A 15409-nucleotide genomic window follows, 5' to 3' on the forward strand; every position below is an offset into this window, starting at 1 on the left:
ATCTCTGTATCTGTTTGAAAGAAAGGAACGTAGCGATGACGATTACCCGAATTGGCGTTGAAGGCGGCACCGGCACCGGTGGCCAGCACCTCCCGTTTGCCCGCGCGGCCGGCGCAGACGGCTGGCTGTTCGTCTCGGGCCAGACGCCCATGGTGAATGGCGAGGTCGTCGGCAACGGCATCGTCGAGCAATCGCACCAGACCATCAAGAACGTGCTGGCCATCCTGGCCGAAGCCGGCTACGGCCCCGAGCACGTCGTGCGCTGCGGCGTGTGGCTGGATGATCCGCGCGATTTCCAGTCGTTCAACAAGGTGTTCAAGGAGTACTTCGGCGCCAACCCGCCCGCTCGGGCGTGCGTGGTGTCGAGCATGGTGATCGACTGCAAGGTCGAAGTCGATTGCGTGGCGTACAAGAAGCCGTAACTCGCATTTCAAAAGAGGCGCCCTGCACGACGGGGCGCCTCAACAACAAGAGCCGTGAATATCCCTGAGGAGGAAACCCGATGGTCCCGATGCAAGGCAACTCGCTATTGCTAACCGCCGCGTTGGCGGTGGTCGCGCTGATCTACCTGATCGCCGTCCAGAAACTAAACCCGTTCGTTACGCTGATCGTCGTCTCGCTTGCACTGGGCGTGGTGGTCGGCATGCCGATGGGCGGTATCGTCAAGGCGTTCGAAACCGGCGTGGGCAACACGCTTGGCCACATTGCGCTGGTGGTGGGCCTAGGGACCATGCTCGGCAAGATGATGGCGGAATCCGGTGGCGCCGAGCGCATCGCCAAAACGCTCATCAGCGCCTTTGGCGAGAAGAACGCGCACTGGGCGATGATGGTGGTGGCCTTCATCATCGGCTTGCCGGTGTTCTTTGAAGTCGGTTTCGTGCTGCTGATTCCGATTGCCTTCAACGTGGCCAAGCGCACTGGCACGCCGATCCTGATGGTTGGCCTGCCGATGGTGGCGGGCCTGTCGGTGGTGCACGGCCTGATCCCACCGCACCCCGCCGCGCTGCTGGCCGTGACGGCCTACCAGGCGGACATCGGCAAGACCATCCTGTACGCGCTGATCGTTGGCCTGCCGACCGCCATCCTGGCTGGTCCGCTGTGGGCCATGCTGGTGTCGCGCTACGTCAAGCCGAACGAAGACAACCCGCTGGCCGCACAATTTGTGGAAGCTGACCAGAAGCGCGAACTGCCGGGCTTCGGCATCACGCTGTTCACGATCCTGCTGCCGGTGGTGCTGATGCTGATCGGCAGCTGGGCGGACCTGTTCACCACGCCCAAGTCGCTGGCCAATGACATCCTCAAGCTGGCCGGCAACTCGGTCATGGCGCTGCTGATCGCCGCGCTGGTGAGCTTCTACACCTTCGGCAAGGCACGCGGCTTCAATCGCGAGACCATCCTCAAGTTCACCAACGAGTGCCTGGCACCGATCGCCACCATCACGCTGGTGGTGGGCGCAGGCGGCGGCTTCGGCCAGATCCTGCGCGACTCCGGCGTGTCGAAGGCCATCGTGGGTGTGGCCACGGATGCGCACCTGTCGCCGCTGCTGCTGGGCTGGGTGGTGGCCGTGATGATCCGTATCGCCACCGGCTCGGCCACCGTGGCCATGACCACCGCCTGCGGCATCGTCGCCCCCATCGCTGCTGCGTCGGGTGCCGCTGTCCGTCCGGAGCTGATGGTGCTGGCCACCGGCGCGGGTTCTCTGATCCTGTCGCACGTGAATGACGGCGGCTTCTGGCTGGTAAAGGAGTATTTCAACCTGACCGTGCCGGAAACCTTCAAGACGTGGACGGTGCTGGAAACCATCATCTCGATCGTGGCGCTGCTGCTCACGCTGGCGCTCTCGACTGTCGTCTAAGCTGTTCTGTTGATGTGAAGTTGATCTAGGAGAACGTTGTGGGTATCGATTCCGTCGTCCTGGCCGGCCCGGTCATTCCGGTGCTGCAGTTCCAATCTGTCGATGAAGGCGTCAAGGTGTGCCGCGCGCTGTATGAGGGCGGTATCCGCACGTTCGAGATCACGATGCGCACGCCGGTGGCGCTGGATGTGATCAGCGCAGTTGCCAAGGACCTGGGCAGCGACGCCATCGTTGGTGCCGGCACGCTCACGCGGCCGGAGCACTTTGCGCAGGCAAAAGAAGCCGGTGCGGTGTTTGCCGTATCGCCGGGTATCACGGCTGCGCTGGCACTGGCGCAGGCCGATGTCGGCCTCGATTGGCTGCCGGGCATCGCCACGCCTTCCGAGTTGATCACGGCCTTGGAGTTTGGCCTGACCACACTGAAGTTCTTCCCGGCGGAAGCGGCGGGCGGCATCCCGATGCTCAAGTCGATCCACGGCCCGTTTGGCGATGTGCGCTTCTGCCCGACCGGCGGCATCACGCCCAAGAGCGCGCCCGATTACCTCGCGCTGCCCAACGTGGTGTGCGTGGGCGGCTCGTGGATGGTGCCCAAGGACAAGGTTGCTGCCGGCGATTGGGCTGGCATCACGGCGCTCGCCAAGGAAGCGGCCGCGCTCAAGCGGTAAATCGACTTCACCTCTCTCGCGCGGCCGGCTTTTGCGTCAGACAAAGCTGACCGCGCGCTCCATCTGCTCCCGATACTGGACGATGTCTTCGATGGTCAGCACCGGCAGATTGTGCTGATCGGCAAAGCGCACCGCGTCGTCACGGCGCGCCATGGTGCCGTCGGGCAGCATCAGTTCGCATAGCACTGCAGCGGGCGGCAAGCCTGCCAAACGTGCAAGGTCGACCGAGCCTTCGGTATGACCGCGCCGTGTGAGTACCCCACCCTCCTTCGCCACCAGCGGGAACACGTGCCCAGGGCTGACGACCGATTGCGTATCGGCATCTTCCGCAATGGCTGCACGGATGGTGGTGATGCGATCGGCCGCCGACACGCCGGTGCTCACGCCCGTGCGCGCCTCGATCGATACGGTGAAGGCCGTGCCGTACTGGCTGCGGTTGTCTTCCACCATCGGGCGCAGACCGAGCGATGCGCTCTTCTCCGCCGTCAGGCACAGGCAGACGATGCCGCTGCATTCGCGGATCAGCATCGCCATGCTGGCCTGCGTGAGCTTGTCGGCGGCGACGATGAGGTCGGCCTCGTTTTCGCGGTCGGCGTCGTCGAGCACGACAACGGGCACGCCAAGGCGCACCGCATCGAGCGCGGCAGCCATGCGCGCAGGCATGTCGGCCGGATCGAAACGGGCGTCGATGGCGTCGAGCATCACATTGCCGGTGGGCAATGCGGGCGGGTGAACTACAGGGGATTGCGGAGTGGACAACATGGAAACGCTCCTCGCTGAGATTGGCGACAAGACGTTCCAGGGCAAGCAGACAAACACGTCCGCACAGCGGCACACCCGGCAAAGGCCAAGCGCGCCCCAGTAGCGGGAGCGTGTTGTTCCGCACATCTTCTTCCATCCGGACTCTGACCGTCGGCCCCGGCATCTCACCGGATCTGCTGACCCTTGCATGCAGGCGCATGCGAGGCGCTCGCGGGCTCACGGGCGCAAACACATTGCCCGCATACCGCCGGTGGGGAATTCCACCCCGCCCTGAAGACGTACTGCACCGGCAGGATTGCCGGCAGACGTCATGCTACCGCAACAAGTTGCAATAGTTCGACCCTACTGGCGGGTCGGGAAAAGCAATGCGCCATTCACTTCGCCCGCGCCAACATGGCATGCAGCAGCACATCGGCGCCGCGCGTGACGTCTTCGGGCAACGCGTCTTCGGCTTCGTTGTGGCTCAGGCCGTTGACGCACGGGATGAAGATCATCGCCGTCGGGCAGTGCTTGGCGATGTGGATGGCATCGTGCCCCGCTCCGCTCACGATGCGCTGGTGCGGGTAGTCGAGCGCCTCCACCGCATCGGCCACCGCCTTCACGCAAGCGGCATCGAACGGTGTGGCCGGGCTCACCCAGTGCTGGTCGATCTGCACGGTCAGGCCGCGGCGCTCGGCAATCTCAGCAAAGCGCTCGCGCAGCGTGGCTTCCATCTCGGCGATACGGGTGTCTTCGTGGTGGCGCAGGTCCACGGTGAAGGTCAGGTCTGCAGCAATGGTGTTGCGCGAGGCGTTGCGGATGCCGATCTCACCAACCGTGACCAGGCCGCGTGGCGCAAAGTCATCGACCAACGCTTCCAGCGAAACCGCCATCTCCGCTGCTGCGAACAGCGCGTCGCGACGGAAGCGCATTGGCGTGGTGCCAGCGTGCGCGGCTTGCCCCTGTACGCGCACGTCAAGCCAGCGAATGGCCTGCCCGCCCGTGACGACGCCGATCGGCACGCCGTTCTCTTCCAGGATCGGGCCCTGCTCGATATGCGCCTCGAAGTACGCGTCGAATGGCGTGCCGGGGATGGCACGTTCGCCTGCGTAACCGGTGGCCGCCAAAGCATCGGCAACCGAGACACCCTGCGCATCGCGCGAAGTCAGCGCCTGGTCGAGCGGCATCACGCCGGCAAACGCGGCGGAGCCCAGCATGGCCGGCGTAAAACGCGCACCCTCCTCGTTAGTCCACACGACAATCTCGATGGGCTTGTCGGTCTCGACACGCGCGTCGTTGAGCGTGCGGACAACCTCCAGTGCAGCCAACACGCCGTACACACCGTCAAAGCGACCGCCTTCCGGCTGCGTATCAAGGTGGCTGCCGCTGGCCACCGGGCGCGCATTGACCGACTTGCCCGCACGGCGCGCGAACAGGTTTCCGACACGATCGGTGCTGAGCGTCATGCCGGCCTCTTCGCACCAGCGTGCAAACAATGCACGGCCCGCCGCGTCTTCCTCCGTGAGCGCCAGACGCCGCACGCCGCCCTTGGGTGTGCCGCCCACTGCTGCCATTTCCATCAGGCTCGACCACAGTCGTGCCCCGTTAACCTTCAACATGTCTCCATTCCTATGCATGCACGCCGACCGGCTCGGCGCTTCTAAGCGTCTTTATCTGGCAGCGGGAGAAGACGCGTCAAATTGCGAATGTTTATCCGGCATATAAATCAGGCAAATACCATTGGCGCGAAGCATGCGTGAGGCCATGGGCCTGCCAAGCGCTCGCACCGCGATGGCGCAATCACAGCGGCCAGCGCCCAACTCAAGGGCATAAGCGCGGCTAATATGGGGAATCAAAAATGCGAATTTGCCGGCATCTGCATTGATGCGCATAAATGGCGGCGTCGGCTGACGACCGACACCCCGCCTCCACGGCACAGACCGGCGCACGAACGCCGGCAGCGTGGCAGCGGGCACGCCCAATAAAGGAGGACGCCCCATGTCACAGTCATCGCAGTCACCCACCGTGACGCACCAGCCAGTACGCGCGGCCACTGCCGCTTTCATCGGCACCGCCGTCGAGTTCTACGACTACTACACCTACGCCACGGCCGCCGCGCTCGTGCTGGGCGAGGTGTTCTTCCCGAGCAGCAACCACTTCCTGAGCACGATGGCGTCGTTCGCGACGTTCTTTGTGGGCTTCATTGCGCGGCCGTTGTCGGGCGCCGTGTTCGGCCATCTGGGTGACCGCATCGGCCGCAAGAAGATGCTGCTGGTGACGATGTTCCTGATGGGCATTGCCACCACGGGCATCGGCCTGCTGCCGGGCTACGCGACCATCGGCGTCTGGGCACCGATCCTGCTGGTGCTGCTGCGCGTGCTGCAGGGCATTGCGGTGGGCGGTGAATGGGGCGGCGCGGTGCTGATGGCGAGTGAGCATGCGCCCAAGGCCAAGCGCGTGTTCTTCGCCTCGTTCCCGCAGATGGGCAGCCCGGTGGGGTTGATCCTGTCGTTGTTGTCGTTCCGACTGGTGTCGTCGCTCGACCATGAGAGCTTCATCACCTGGGGCTGGCGCCTGCCCTTCCTGGCGAGCTTCGTGCTGCTGCTCGTGGGCGTGGCGATCCGCATGGGTGTGAAGGAATCGCCCGAGTTCGAGCGCATGAAGCAGAACAATGAGGTGCTCAAAAACCCCGTGGGCGAGGTGCTGCGCACGGCGTGGCGCCCCATCGTGCTGGCTGCCATGGCCACCACCATCGGCTCGGCAGGCTTCTTCTTCACCAACACCTTCATGATCTCGTACGTGACCACGTACCTGGGCATGTCGAAGGCGTTGATTCTCGATTGCCTGTTCGTCGTGACGATCCTGCAATTGCTGTCGCAGCCGGTGTCGGCACTGCTGGCGCAACGTTACGGCGACACACGCTTCCTGACGTGGGCTGCATTCATCTCGATGCTCACGCCATATCCGATGTTCCTGCTGGTGAGCACGCAAAACCCGGTAGCGATGGTGGCGGGCATCACGCTGGCGGTGGTCACGCTCTCCGCCGTGTACGCCGTCATCGCGGGCTTCATGACGCCGGCCTTCCCAACCCGCGTGCGCTACTCCGGCATCTCGATCGCCTATCAGGTCTGCACCATGATTGCCGGCGGCACCACGCCGCTGATCGGCACGATGCTGGCCGAGCGCTACAAGGGCGAATGGCTGCCGCTGGCGCTGTTCTTTACCGTGCTCTCCGCCATCTCGTTGATCGGCATCATCGGCCTGGGCCGCTATCGCGACGGCAAGCAGCCTGAAGAGGCGGCGGCGCTCGCCACGAACTGATGTCCACCTCCATACGTATTCCCATGGAAGCCCAACACGTTTCGCTGCACACGCGCCGCCCGGCGGCGTTCTCTGAAATCGAATGGCAGGTCCGCACCGATCTGGCCGCGCTGTATCGCCTGATCGACCATTTCCGCATGACGGACATGATCGACACGCACATCACCGCACGCCTGCCCGACGAGAACGGCCGCCCGACCTTCCTCATCAACCGCTACGGCGTGCTGTTCGGAGAGATGCGCGCATCGGACCTGGTGAAGATCGATCTGGACGGCAACGTCATCGACGAACGCGCGGGTGCCGACCCAGAGCACTACGCCGTCAACGCAGCCGGTTTCACGATCCACTCGGCCATCCATGCTGCGCGCGACGATCTGCACTTCGTGGTGCACACGCATACGGCGGCTGGCATTGCGGTCTCCGCGCAAGAGCATGGCCTGCTACCGATCAGTCAACACGCGCTGAAGTTCTACGGCAAGCTGGCGTATCACGACTACGAAGGCATCGCGCTGGACCTGGGCGAGCGTGAACGCCTTGTGCACGACTTCGGCCAGCACAAGGCGATGATCCTGCGCAACCATGGCCTGCTGGCGGGCGGTACAACGGCCGCCGACGCCTTCCACGAAATCTACTTTCTCGAGCGCGCTTGCCAGGCGCAGGTTCAGGCGCTGGCCGGCGGCACACCGCTGCGCTTTCCGCCCGAGGAAGTGCGCCAACGCACCGCTGCGCAGTTCAATCGAGAGGAATCGCCCGTCATCGCACGCCGTGCATGGCTTGCGGCGCTGCGCCTGATCGACACCTCCAGCTCAGACTATCGGAGCTGATGCGCATGACCACCCTAGCCCTCATCAGCCGCGACTACGACATGTCGCACTTGGTGCCGTCCATCCTGCGCGCGGCACCCGAGCTGGACGTGCACATCTACGGCGAACCGGCCGCTCAGGACGCGGAAATTGCCGTGTGCTGGAACCCGCCGGAAGGCGCCATCGCTGCCATGCCGCGCGTGCGCCTCGTGCACAGCATCGCCGCTGGCGTCGACAACATCCTGGTCGACCCGACGCTGCCCGCCGTGCCGCTGTGCCGCGTGGTCGACCCACAGCACGCGCGCGGCATGGCGGAGTTCGTCACCTGGGGCGTGCTGCATTTCCACCGGCAGTTGGATCGCGTGCTCGCCAACCAGCGCAGCGCAACGTGGTTCCGGCCGGAACAACGATACCCGTCGACCTGCACCGTTGGTGTGATGGGGTTGGGAGAGATCGGCTCGCACGTGGCAGGAGAACTGCATCGCCTCGGCTTCAACGTGCGAGGCTGGGCGCGGCAATCGCGTGATCTGCCTGGCATTGGCGTGTATTGCGGCGAAGCGGGTCTGCCGATGTTCCTGGAAGGGACCGACATCCTGATCTGCCTGTTGCCGCTCACCGATACCACGCGCGGCCTGCTGAATGGCAACACCTTCGCGCGGCTCAAGCCGGGCGCCAAGTTGATCCACGTTGGACGCGGCGAGCATCTTGTCGCTGCGGACTTGCTGGAAGCGCTGCAAAGCGGCCATCTCGGCGGCGCCATCGTCGATGTATTCCCGAACGAGCCACTGCCGGCCGATGACCCGCTCTGGCGTGCACCTAACCTGATCGTCACGCCGCACATGGCCTCAGTCGCCAGCTCCGACACCATCGGCCTGCAGATCGCGCAGAACGTGCGGCGCCTGCTCAACGGCGAGGCGCTCGCCAACGTCGTCGACGTGTCCCGCGGCTACTGACCGCTTGCCGCTTCCGGATAGCGCGCATCGATAAAGTGGTGCAGCGCTTCCAGGAACGCCGCTTCCGCCGCACTGAACTTGCGATCGGCCATCCACAGCAGGTGCATGTCGACATCAGCCACACCGCCTTCGGGCGGCAAGCGCTGCAGGCGGCCTTGATCCACATCGTCCTGCGCCACGTGTTCGGGCAGGCAGCCGATGCCGAAGCCTGCCACGATCAGCCGCCGCACTTCCCACATGCTCGATGATGAGCCGACCACCGGGCCAGTCAGCCCCATTTCATCGCGGAAGAACGTGAGCATGGAGAGCGGATCGCCGATCTTGTCACCGGTGAACGAGACGAACTTCTCGCCCGCTAGGTCGGCAATCTGCACATCGGCCTTGCCGAACAGCGGGTGGTATTGCCCGCAGAACAGGGCGTAGCGCTGGCGCAGAAACAGTCGGTGCTCGATCTTCTTCGGCAGCGCGCGTTTGGGTGAGAGCCCCAGCGTGGCCGTGCGCAACTCCAGACTGCGGACCACGTCGGCGCTGCGCATCTCCTGGCATTCGAGTTCGATGCGCGGGTAGTCGCGATGAAAGCGCCCCAGAAAGGCATCGTAATCCGGAAAGTCCAAGCCGCTGACAATGGCCACGTGCACCATGCCGGCGATCCCATGCCCACCCTCACCACTCGCCTGCGACAGACGCGAGATGGTGCCGTATACCTCCTCGGCAATCTGGCGGACTTCCTCGCCCGCGCGGGTGATCGCAATGGGGTTGGCCTGGCGGTCGATCAGTTGCAGGCCGAGTTGATCTTCCAGCCGCTTGAGCGCCTGGCTCACGGCGGGCTGCGTCAGGTGCAGGCGCGTAGCGGCGCGGCTGATGCTGCGCTCCCGCGCAATGGCGAGAAAGGTGCGCAGCAAATTCCAGTCGAGGCGATCGTTCAGGTAGGTGTCGAGCTTGGCCTTGCTCATGCGGCGTGTTGCGTAGGGGTTCGGAAGGATTTGGCCAATGCAAGCCATATGCCAGCGGCTAACCATGGGCTAACCCGGCATGAACTAGAATCCTAGCCTTTCCGACCGTGCCCGCGAAGTTAAGTTTACCCCCAGCATGGAATCTCGTATTGCTCGCAGTTTCCCCCCTTCCCGCCGTTCACCGTGGATGGTGTTGATTGTCGTCGCGCTCATCGCCGTGTTTCTGGCGCTCTGGACGGACGACCTGTTCCAGCGCTCCACCCTGTTCCGCCCTGATGAAGGCCGCTATGCGGAGATCCCGCGTGAGATGGTGGTCTCCGGCGATTGGGTGACGCCGCGCCTGAACGATCTCAAGTATTTCGAAAAACCGCCCCTGCAGTACTGGACGACGGCCGCCACGTTCCAGGCGTTCGGCGTGAATGCCTGGGGCGCGCGTCTATGGCCAGTGCTGTTTGGCCTGGGCGGCATCCTGATGACGGCGTGGACGCTGGCGGTCTATCGCGGTGGACGCGCGGCGGCAACCGGCGCGGCTATCCTCGCATCGTCTTTGCTGTACTTGCTGTTCGGGCAGGTGATCACACTCGACATGGGCGTGGGCTTCTTCCTGACTGTTGGCGCGTGCGGCTTTGCGCTGGCGCAGCGGCCAGGCGTGACACGTGGTGGGCGCCTGAGCTGGATGCTGGTGGTCTGGCTGGCGCTGGCCGGCGCCACGCTCACCAAGGGGCTCATCGGGCTGGTGGTGCCGGGGCTGATCGGCGTGGCCTATCTGCTGATGACGCGCGACTGGTCGCTGATCCGCCGCATGCACTGGCTGCCGGGCCTGGCGCTGTACCTGATCGCCACGGTGCCGTGGTTCGTGATCGTGCAGCAGCGCAATCCCGAGTTTTTCGATTTCTTCTTCATCCACGAGCACTTCCAGCGCTTCCTCACCAACGAGCACCATCGCAGCGGCAAGTGGTGGTACTTCATCGCGGTGGGCGCGGCCGGGCTGTTACCGTGGACGCCTCTGCTCTTCACGGCCATGGGCAGACGTATCGGTCGCGTGGCCGATCTATTTGTCGGTACGCGGGAGTTCGACCTGATGCGCTGGTCGATCGCGTGGACGGCGATGATCTTCCTGTTCTTCTCGGTCTCCAGCTCCAAGCTGCCAGGCTACATCGTGCCGGCCTTCCCGGCGTTGGCGATCATCCTGGCCCTGGCGCTGGAGAAGATGCCAACCCGCGCCGTGGCATGGGCGCTTGGCGTCAACCTGCTGATCGCCATCGGGCTGTGGTTTGCGGTGCCCCTGATCGGCGCGAAGGCCGGTGCCAAGATGCCGGCCGAACAGGTGGCACAAGCCATGCCGGTGCTGCGCAGCGTGATGGCCATGCTGGCCGTCGGCACGCTGGCAGCGTTGCTGGCCCTGCGCTGGCAGCGGCACACGCTGGCGGTGATCGTGCTGTCGCTCTCCGCCCTGTTCTGCTGGGATCGCGTGCTCAACGCTACCGAGATCTTCCGCGATGCGCTCTCCGCGCGCGACCTCATCGAGAAGACGCAACAGGCCGTCGGGCCGATTCCCGCCGAGATGCCGTTCTACTCGGTCGAGTGGCTGGACCAGACCGCCATCTACTACCTGGGCCGTCCGATGACGCTGGTTTCCGGTTTCGACGAGCTGGAAATGGGTGCCGGCCTGGAGCCGAAGAAGGTCGTTGCCACCACCGACGAATGGATCAAGCGCTGGACCGATGGCCCGCCCGCCTACGCCTTCATGCGCCGCGTAACGTGGCAGAAGCTGCAGGCCGCCGGCGTGCCGATGCGGCTGGTGGCGGAATCTGCCGACAAGGTCGTGGTGGCGCGCCGGTAAGCACGCCCGACGTCTCACCAATGCAAAAACAAAGGGCCGCATCTGCGGCCCTGTTTCCATGATGCGAGCGGTCTTACCAGGTGCAACTGCCGCGCAGGAAGGCCCACTCTTCGCATTCGTCACCGCCAGGGCTCACGCAGGTGCCGATTTCGGCGCCGTTGGCGCGGGTGGAGAACTCAAGCTGCCCGCCACGCTGCAGGCAGTACTCCGACGCCGGGTTGGCCATGCCGACATTGGAGCGCGGCGGCTCGGTTGTCGTGCCGGCAGGCGGCATAGCCGGCGCCACCTGCGCCGGCCGCGCAATCGGCGGCTGTTTAGGCTGAGGCGAGACCGGCGGCGGTGCCGGCTGGAAGGTGGTCTGCGGCGGTTGCCAGGGCGGCATGGGCGATGAACAGGCCGTCAGTCCCAATGCCAGCATCAATGCAGCAACAACGGCAATCCTGCGGCCCTGGCCGGTATCCTTGATGACGTTGGCGAGACAAACAGCGCGATCCATGCGTTTTCCTCCCGAGGGTTCTGGTCCTGCGCACGCAACAAGCGTGCATGAGCACCTAAGGATAGCTTACGAAATCGCTCGTCCGTGTGTCAGGCTGCCGCAGCCGGCACGGGAAACCGCATGGTGACGCGAAAACCCGGCGTCGGTGCATCGCCTGCAGCCGGCCCGATCGACAGGTCGCCGCCCAGGTGCCGCACCAGCCGGTCGACAATCGCCAGGCCCAGCCCGCAGTGCGCATTGCCGCCGCGCGCCGGGTCCAGGCGGACGAACGGGCGCATCACCCGATCAATATCGGCCGAGGGGATACCCGCGCCGTGGTCTTCCACCGTCAACGTAAAGCCAAGCTCGTCAGACGCCGTGCAGACGTTGACGGGCGCCGCGCCGTAGGCAAACGCGTTGTCGAGCAGATTGACGACGATGCGCTCGAGGTGCGTCGGCTTCAGGCGGAAGCGGTCTCCGGCGTGCAAGTCCAGCGCAACGTGCTTGCCCTGCTCGGCAAATGGCTGCACCAACCCGCGCAGGTGCCGGTCGACTGTCACCTCACGCGCCTCGCTGTCGCCGCTCTGCGCATAGGCAAGGAACTGTTCGACGATGGCCGACATGGACTCGACATCGCGCTCGATGCCGGCGCCGGCCTTCTGGTCGGCCAGCATCTCGGCGCGCAGGCGCAGGCGCGATAGCGGCGTTTTCAGATCATGCGCAATGCCGGCCAGCATGGTGTTGCGCTCTTCATCGGTGGCCGACAGATCGGCGGCCATGTGGTTGAACTGATCGGTCAACTGGCGCAGTTCGTACGGGCCGCGCTCCTTGAGCGGGGCCACGTAGCGTCGACGGGCCAGTGCTCCAGCGGCGTCAGCCAGCGCACGCACCGGACGCTGAATCTGCCACGCCGCAAACAATGAGAACGCAATGGCAATTGTCAGCACCACCATCACTCCCGGCACGACAGCCGAGATCGTGGGCGGCGCATGCACCCATACGAGCGGCATGGCGATCCATTTGTCGCGCTGCGGAAAGCGCACGAACACCCGTGGGGTGGCCGCTGTCTCCAATCGCAACTCCGTGCCCGCGGGCAGGCGGCGGGCAAGCTGCCGCGCAAGCTCGGTGGATTTATCCGATGCAGACAGCGCATCGCCGGCCGGCGCCTCACTGGTTTCAACCACCAGGTCAGGCAGCTTCGCGCGCAGGTGACCATCCATCACCGCCTGGAAGGCCTGCAACTGGAACGCCATCTGATCAACCGACGCCTGGTACTGCCGCTCGCGCCGTTCGGAGCGCAGCACGCCAAGCCACGAGAAATGGCTCAGCACCAGCACCACCACGATCAGCCCGGCCAGCCGGCCGAACAGCGTGTCGAATCTAGCCTTGAACTTCATCGTGCGTTTCCTGCTCTTCTCGCTCATCCGGCACGAAGGTGTAGCCGCGGCCGCGCACGGTCTGGATGTAGCGCGGGCGCTGAGCGTCCTCGTCCAGCACACGGCGCAAGCGCCAGATCTGCACGTCAATGCCGCGATCGGACACGCCGCTGCCCGGGCCGTACATCAGCTCGACGATGTGCTCGCGCGTGAGTACCTGCATGGCATGCGCAATCAGCAGCTTGAGCAGCGCGAACTCGGTGTCGCTGATGGACAGGGCGCGGTCCCCACGGAACAGCGTGCGCATGCGGAAATTGAGCTTGAACGGGCCGAACGCAAAGCTGTCGCGGTCTTCCGGCGCAGAGGCCGGCACCGCCTGGCGACGGCGCAGCACGGCGTTGATGCGTGCCAATAGTTCACGCGGCGAGAACGGCTTGCCCAGGTAATCATCTGCGCCGATCTCCAGGCCGATGATGCGGTCGATCTCGTCGCTGCGGGCGGTGAGCAGGATGACCGGCACGTCGTCGTTGCGGGCGCGCAGGTCACGCAGGGCCGACAGGCCGTCCACCTTGGGCATCATCAGGTCGAGCACAACGAGCGCCGGGCGCTCACGCTCGAGCCGGGCGGCCAGGCCGTCACCATCGTGCATGACAGACACGGCAAAACTCTGCTGGGTCAGGTATTCGCGCAGCAGGTCGCGCAGTTCGACGTCGTCATCGACGACCAGGATCTTGGTGCCGCTCATGTCTGGGGGAAGACGCTTGAAAGTGTGCTCATGATAACGATTGTCACGCGCGCGAAGCGCCTACGCACTGACGCCATATTGTTTCTCGCGGTAACAACAGAATGGGTTTGTAATCTGACGTAATACAACCCGCTGCGCGACTAATTCTGCGCAAAGACGATGCCCTTAAGCTGCGGTCTGACTGGAGTGGGCGCCGAGTATCATGTGCGCTCGTCCCCATATTGATCCAACCAGGAAGCACGACATGTCCGAGGCGATGGACCCTGAACGCGGCAACAATAAGAATGCCGGCCACAAAGATGCGGAGCACGGCACGCACGAGACGCGCGATGGAGTCTCGCCGACGCTGCTGCCGCCTCCGCGCGAAGGCGGCAAGCGCCGACGCTGGATCATCTGGGTGGTGCTCGTCATCCTGGTGCTGATCGGCTATGCGGTCTATCACGCAACGCACCGCAATGCCGGCGGCCCCGGTGGCGCAGGCCGAGGCGGCCCGAGCGGCCGCGGCGCAGCCATGGCCAACAAGCCGATGCCGGTGATGGTGGCCTCCGCCGCCAAAGGCGACATCAACGTGGTGCTCTCCGCACTGGGCAACGTCACACCCATCAACAACGTGACGGTCAAGACACGCGTTGATGGTCAGCTCGTGCGCCTCGCTTTTACGGAAGGTCAAACGGTCAAGGCTGGTGATCTGCTTGCCGAAGTCGACCCGCGCACGTATCAAGCCCAGCTTGAGCAGGCAGAGGGCCAACTGGCACGCGACCAGGCACTGCTGCAGAACGCACGTCTGGACCTGCAGCGCTACCAGACGCTGCTGTCGCAAGACTCGATTGCCAAACAACAGGTCGATACGCAAGCCTCGCTGGTGCGGCAGTATGAAGGCACCGTCAAGCTGGACCAGGGCAATGTCAACAATGCACGCGTGCAGCTCTCGTACACGCGCATTACCGCACCGGTATCGGGCCGAGTCGGCCTGCGTCAGGTGGACCCGGGCAATATCGTGCATGCGTCAGACACCAACGGCATCGTCGTCATCACGCAGATCGACCCCATCACCGTCATCTACTCCATCCCGGAAGACAGCTTGCCCAAGGTGATGCCGCGCCTGCAATCCGGCCTGAAATCCGGCGATAGGCTGCCGGTGGAAGCGTGGGACCGCGCCCAGACCACCGTACTTGCGCACGGCGCGCTCATGACGGTGGACAACACCATCGACAACACCACGGGCACGGTCAAGCTGCGCGCGCAGTTCCCGAACCAGAATGCCGCGCTGTTCCCCAACCAGTTCGTCAACGTGCGCATGCGCGTCGACACGCTGCACGATCAGGTGATCGTGCCGGGTGCCGCCATCCAGCGCGGCACGCAAGGCACGTTCGTCTACGTGGTCGGCGCAGACAGCAATGTGACGCTGCGCGTGGTCAAGCTGGGTGTGACCGAAGGCGAGCGCGTCTCGATCACCTCCGGTCTGCAACCCGGCGAGCGCGTGGTCATTGACGGCGCCGACAAGCTGCGCGATGGCGCACCGGTGGAGGTGATCCAACCCGGTGCGGCCAACGCGGCAAGCGCGCCTGCCGCGGGCCAGGCCCACCAGGGTGGGCGTCATCGCCGCGGCCAGGGTGGCGCTTCGGCGCCCGCTGCGAGTGCGCCTGCCGCTAAGCAGTAAGCCGTGCCTCGCGCACTCG

General features: G+C 64.7%; 14 protein-coding genes and 1 riboswitch. Of the genes, 8 read left to right on the forward strand and 6 right to left on the reverse strand.

What is annotated here, in order from left to right; all coding sequences use genetic code 11:
• Positions 1–35 precede the first annotated feature (35 nt).
• The 3 genes from ACS13N_RS18470 (at position 36) to ACS13N_RS18480 (ending at position 2520) form a co-directional block, all read left to right on the forward strand.
• Positions 36–422 carry a RidA family protein gene (locus ACS13N_RS18470; protein WP_009240594.1) on the forward strand — a complete coding sequence of 129 codons (387 nt, stop codon included), beginning with the start codon at positions 36–38 and terminating at the stop codon, positions 420–422.
• 80 nt (positions 423–502) lie between these two features.
• Positions 503–1855: a GntP family permease gene (locus tag ACS13N_RS18475; RefSeq protein WP_438933076.1), complete on the forward strand. Its 1353-nt coding sequence runs from the start codon at positions 503–505 to the stop codon at positions 1853–1855.
• Between the two features lie 38 nt (positions 1856–1893).
• Positions 1894–2520, forward strand: coding sequence for a bifunctional 4-hydroxy-2-oxoglutarate aldolase/2-dehydro-3-deoxy-phosphogluconate aldolase (locus ACS13N_RS18480; RefSeq protein WP_438933077.1), 627 nt, complete (start codon positions 1894–1896; stop codon positions 2518–2520).
• A 36-nt stretch (positions 2521–2556) separates the two neighbouring features.
• Here the strand turns inward: ACS13N_RS18480 and ribB are convergent, their stop codons facing one another.
• Entirely contained in the window at positions 2557–3282 is a 726-nt protein-coding gene (gene ribB, locus ACS13N_RS18485) for a 3,4-dihydroxy-2-butanone-4-phosphate synthase (protein ID WP_438933078.1), read from the reverse strand.
• Positions 3283–3402: 120 nt separating this feature from the next.
• Positions 3403–3564, reverse strand: a riboswitch (FMN riboswitch).
• Positions 3565–3656: 92 nt separating this feature from the next.
• A complete protein-coding gene (locus ACS13N_RS18490; protein WP_438933079.1) occupies positions 3657–4880 on the reverse strand; it encodes a Zn-dependent hydrolase in 1224 nt (407 codons plus the stop codon).
• A gap of 379 nt (positions 4881–5259) precedes the next feature.
• Here ACS13N_RS18490 and ACS13N_RS18495 point away from each other — a divergent pair, with 379 nt between their 5' ends.
• From ACS13N_RS18495 to ACS13N_RS18505, 3 genes are read left to right on the forward strand one after another with little or no spacing between them, the layout of a single operon-like run.
• The gene (locus ACS13N_RS18495; RefSeq protein ID WP_438933080.1) at positions 5260–6582 is read left to right on the forward strand and encodes an MFS transporter; all 1323 of its coding nucleotides are present in this window, start codon (positions 5260–5262) and stop codon (positions 6580–6582) included.
• A gap of 23 nt (positions 6583–6605) precedes the next feature.
• Positions 6606–7406, forward strand: coding sequence for a class II aldolase/adducin family protein (locus tag ACS13N_RS18500; protein WP_438933081.1), 801 nt, complete (start codon positions 6606–6608; stop codon positions 7404–7406).
• 5 nt (positions 7407–7411) lie between these two features.
• The gene (locus ACS13N_RS18505; protein ID WP_438933082.1) at positions 7412–8338 is read left to right on the forward strand and encodes a 2-hydroxyacid dehydrogenase; all 927 of its coding nucleotides are present in this window, start codon (positions 7412–7414) and stop codon (positions 8336–8338) included.
• Here ACS13N_RS18505 and ACS13N_RS18510 read toward each other — a convergent pair.
• Entirely contained in the window at positions 8332–9291 is a 960-nt protein-coding gene (locus ACS13N_RS18510; RefSeq protein ID WP_438933083.1) for a LysR family transcriptional regulator, read from the reverse strand. The genes ACS13N_RS18505 and ACS13N_RS18510 overlap by 7 nt on opposite strands.
• Before the next feature lie 187 nt (positions 9292–9478).
• Here ACS13N_RS18510 and ACS13N_RS18515 point away from each other — a divergent pair, with 187 nt between their 5' ends.
• Positions 9479–11134 carry a phospholipid carrier-dependent glycosyltransferase gene (locus ACS13N_RS18515; RefSeq protein WP_438933084.1) on the forward strand — a complete coding sequence of 552 codons (1656 nt, stop codon included), beginning with the start codon at positions 9479–9481 and terminating at the stop codon, positions 11132–11134.
• 73 nt (positions 11135–11207) lie between these two features.
• On the opposite strand, the gene ACS13N_RS18520 is transcribed toward ACS13N_RS18515, so the two are convergent.
• From ACS13N_RS18520 to ACS13N_RS18530, 3 genes are all read right to left on the reverse strand, one after another.
• The gene (locus ACS13N_RS18520) at positions 11208–11630 is read right to left on the reverse strand and encodes a putative hemolysin (RefSeq protein ID WP_438933085.1); all 423 of its coding nucleotides are present in this window, start codon (positions 11628–11630) and stop codon (positions 11208–11210) included.
• 89 nt (positions 11631–11719) lie between these two features.
• Positions 11720–13006, reverse strand: a complete 1287-nt coding sequence (locus ACS13N_RS18525) for an ATP-binding protein (protein WP_438933086.1) — start codon at positions 13004–13006, stop codon at positions 11720–11722.
• On the reverse strand, positions 12990–13730 hold the full coding sequence (locus ACS13N_RS18530) for a response regulator (RefSeq protein ID WP_438933087.1): 741 nt from the start codon (positions 13728–13730) through the stop codon (positions 12990–12992). The genes ACS13N_RS18525 and ACS13N_RS18530 overlap by 17 nt, the downstream gene beginning before the upstream one ends.
• A 244-nt stretch (positions 13731–13974) precedes the next feature.
• On the opposite strand from ACS13N_RS18530, the gene ACS13N_RS18535 reads away from it, so the two are divergent.
• A complete protein-coding gene (locus ACS13N_RS18535; protein ID WP_438933088.1) occupies positions 13975–15390 on the forward strand; it encodes an MdtA/MuxA family multidrug efflux RND transporter periplasmic adaptor subunit in 1416 nt (471 codons plus the stop codon).
• Positions 15391–15409 lie beyond the last annotated feature (19 nt).

The organism is Ralstonia sp. 24A2 (assembly GCF_051783885.1).
Taxonomy (GTDB): domain Bacteria; phylum Pseudomonadota; class Gammaproteobacteria; order Burkholderiales; family Burkholderiaceae; genus Ralstonia.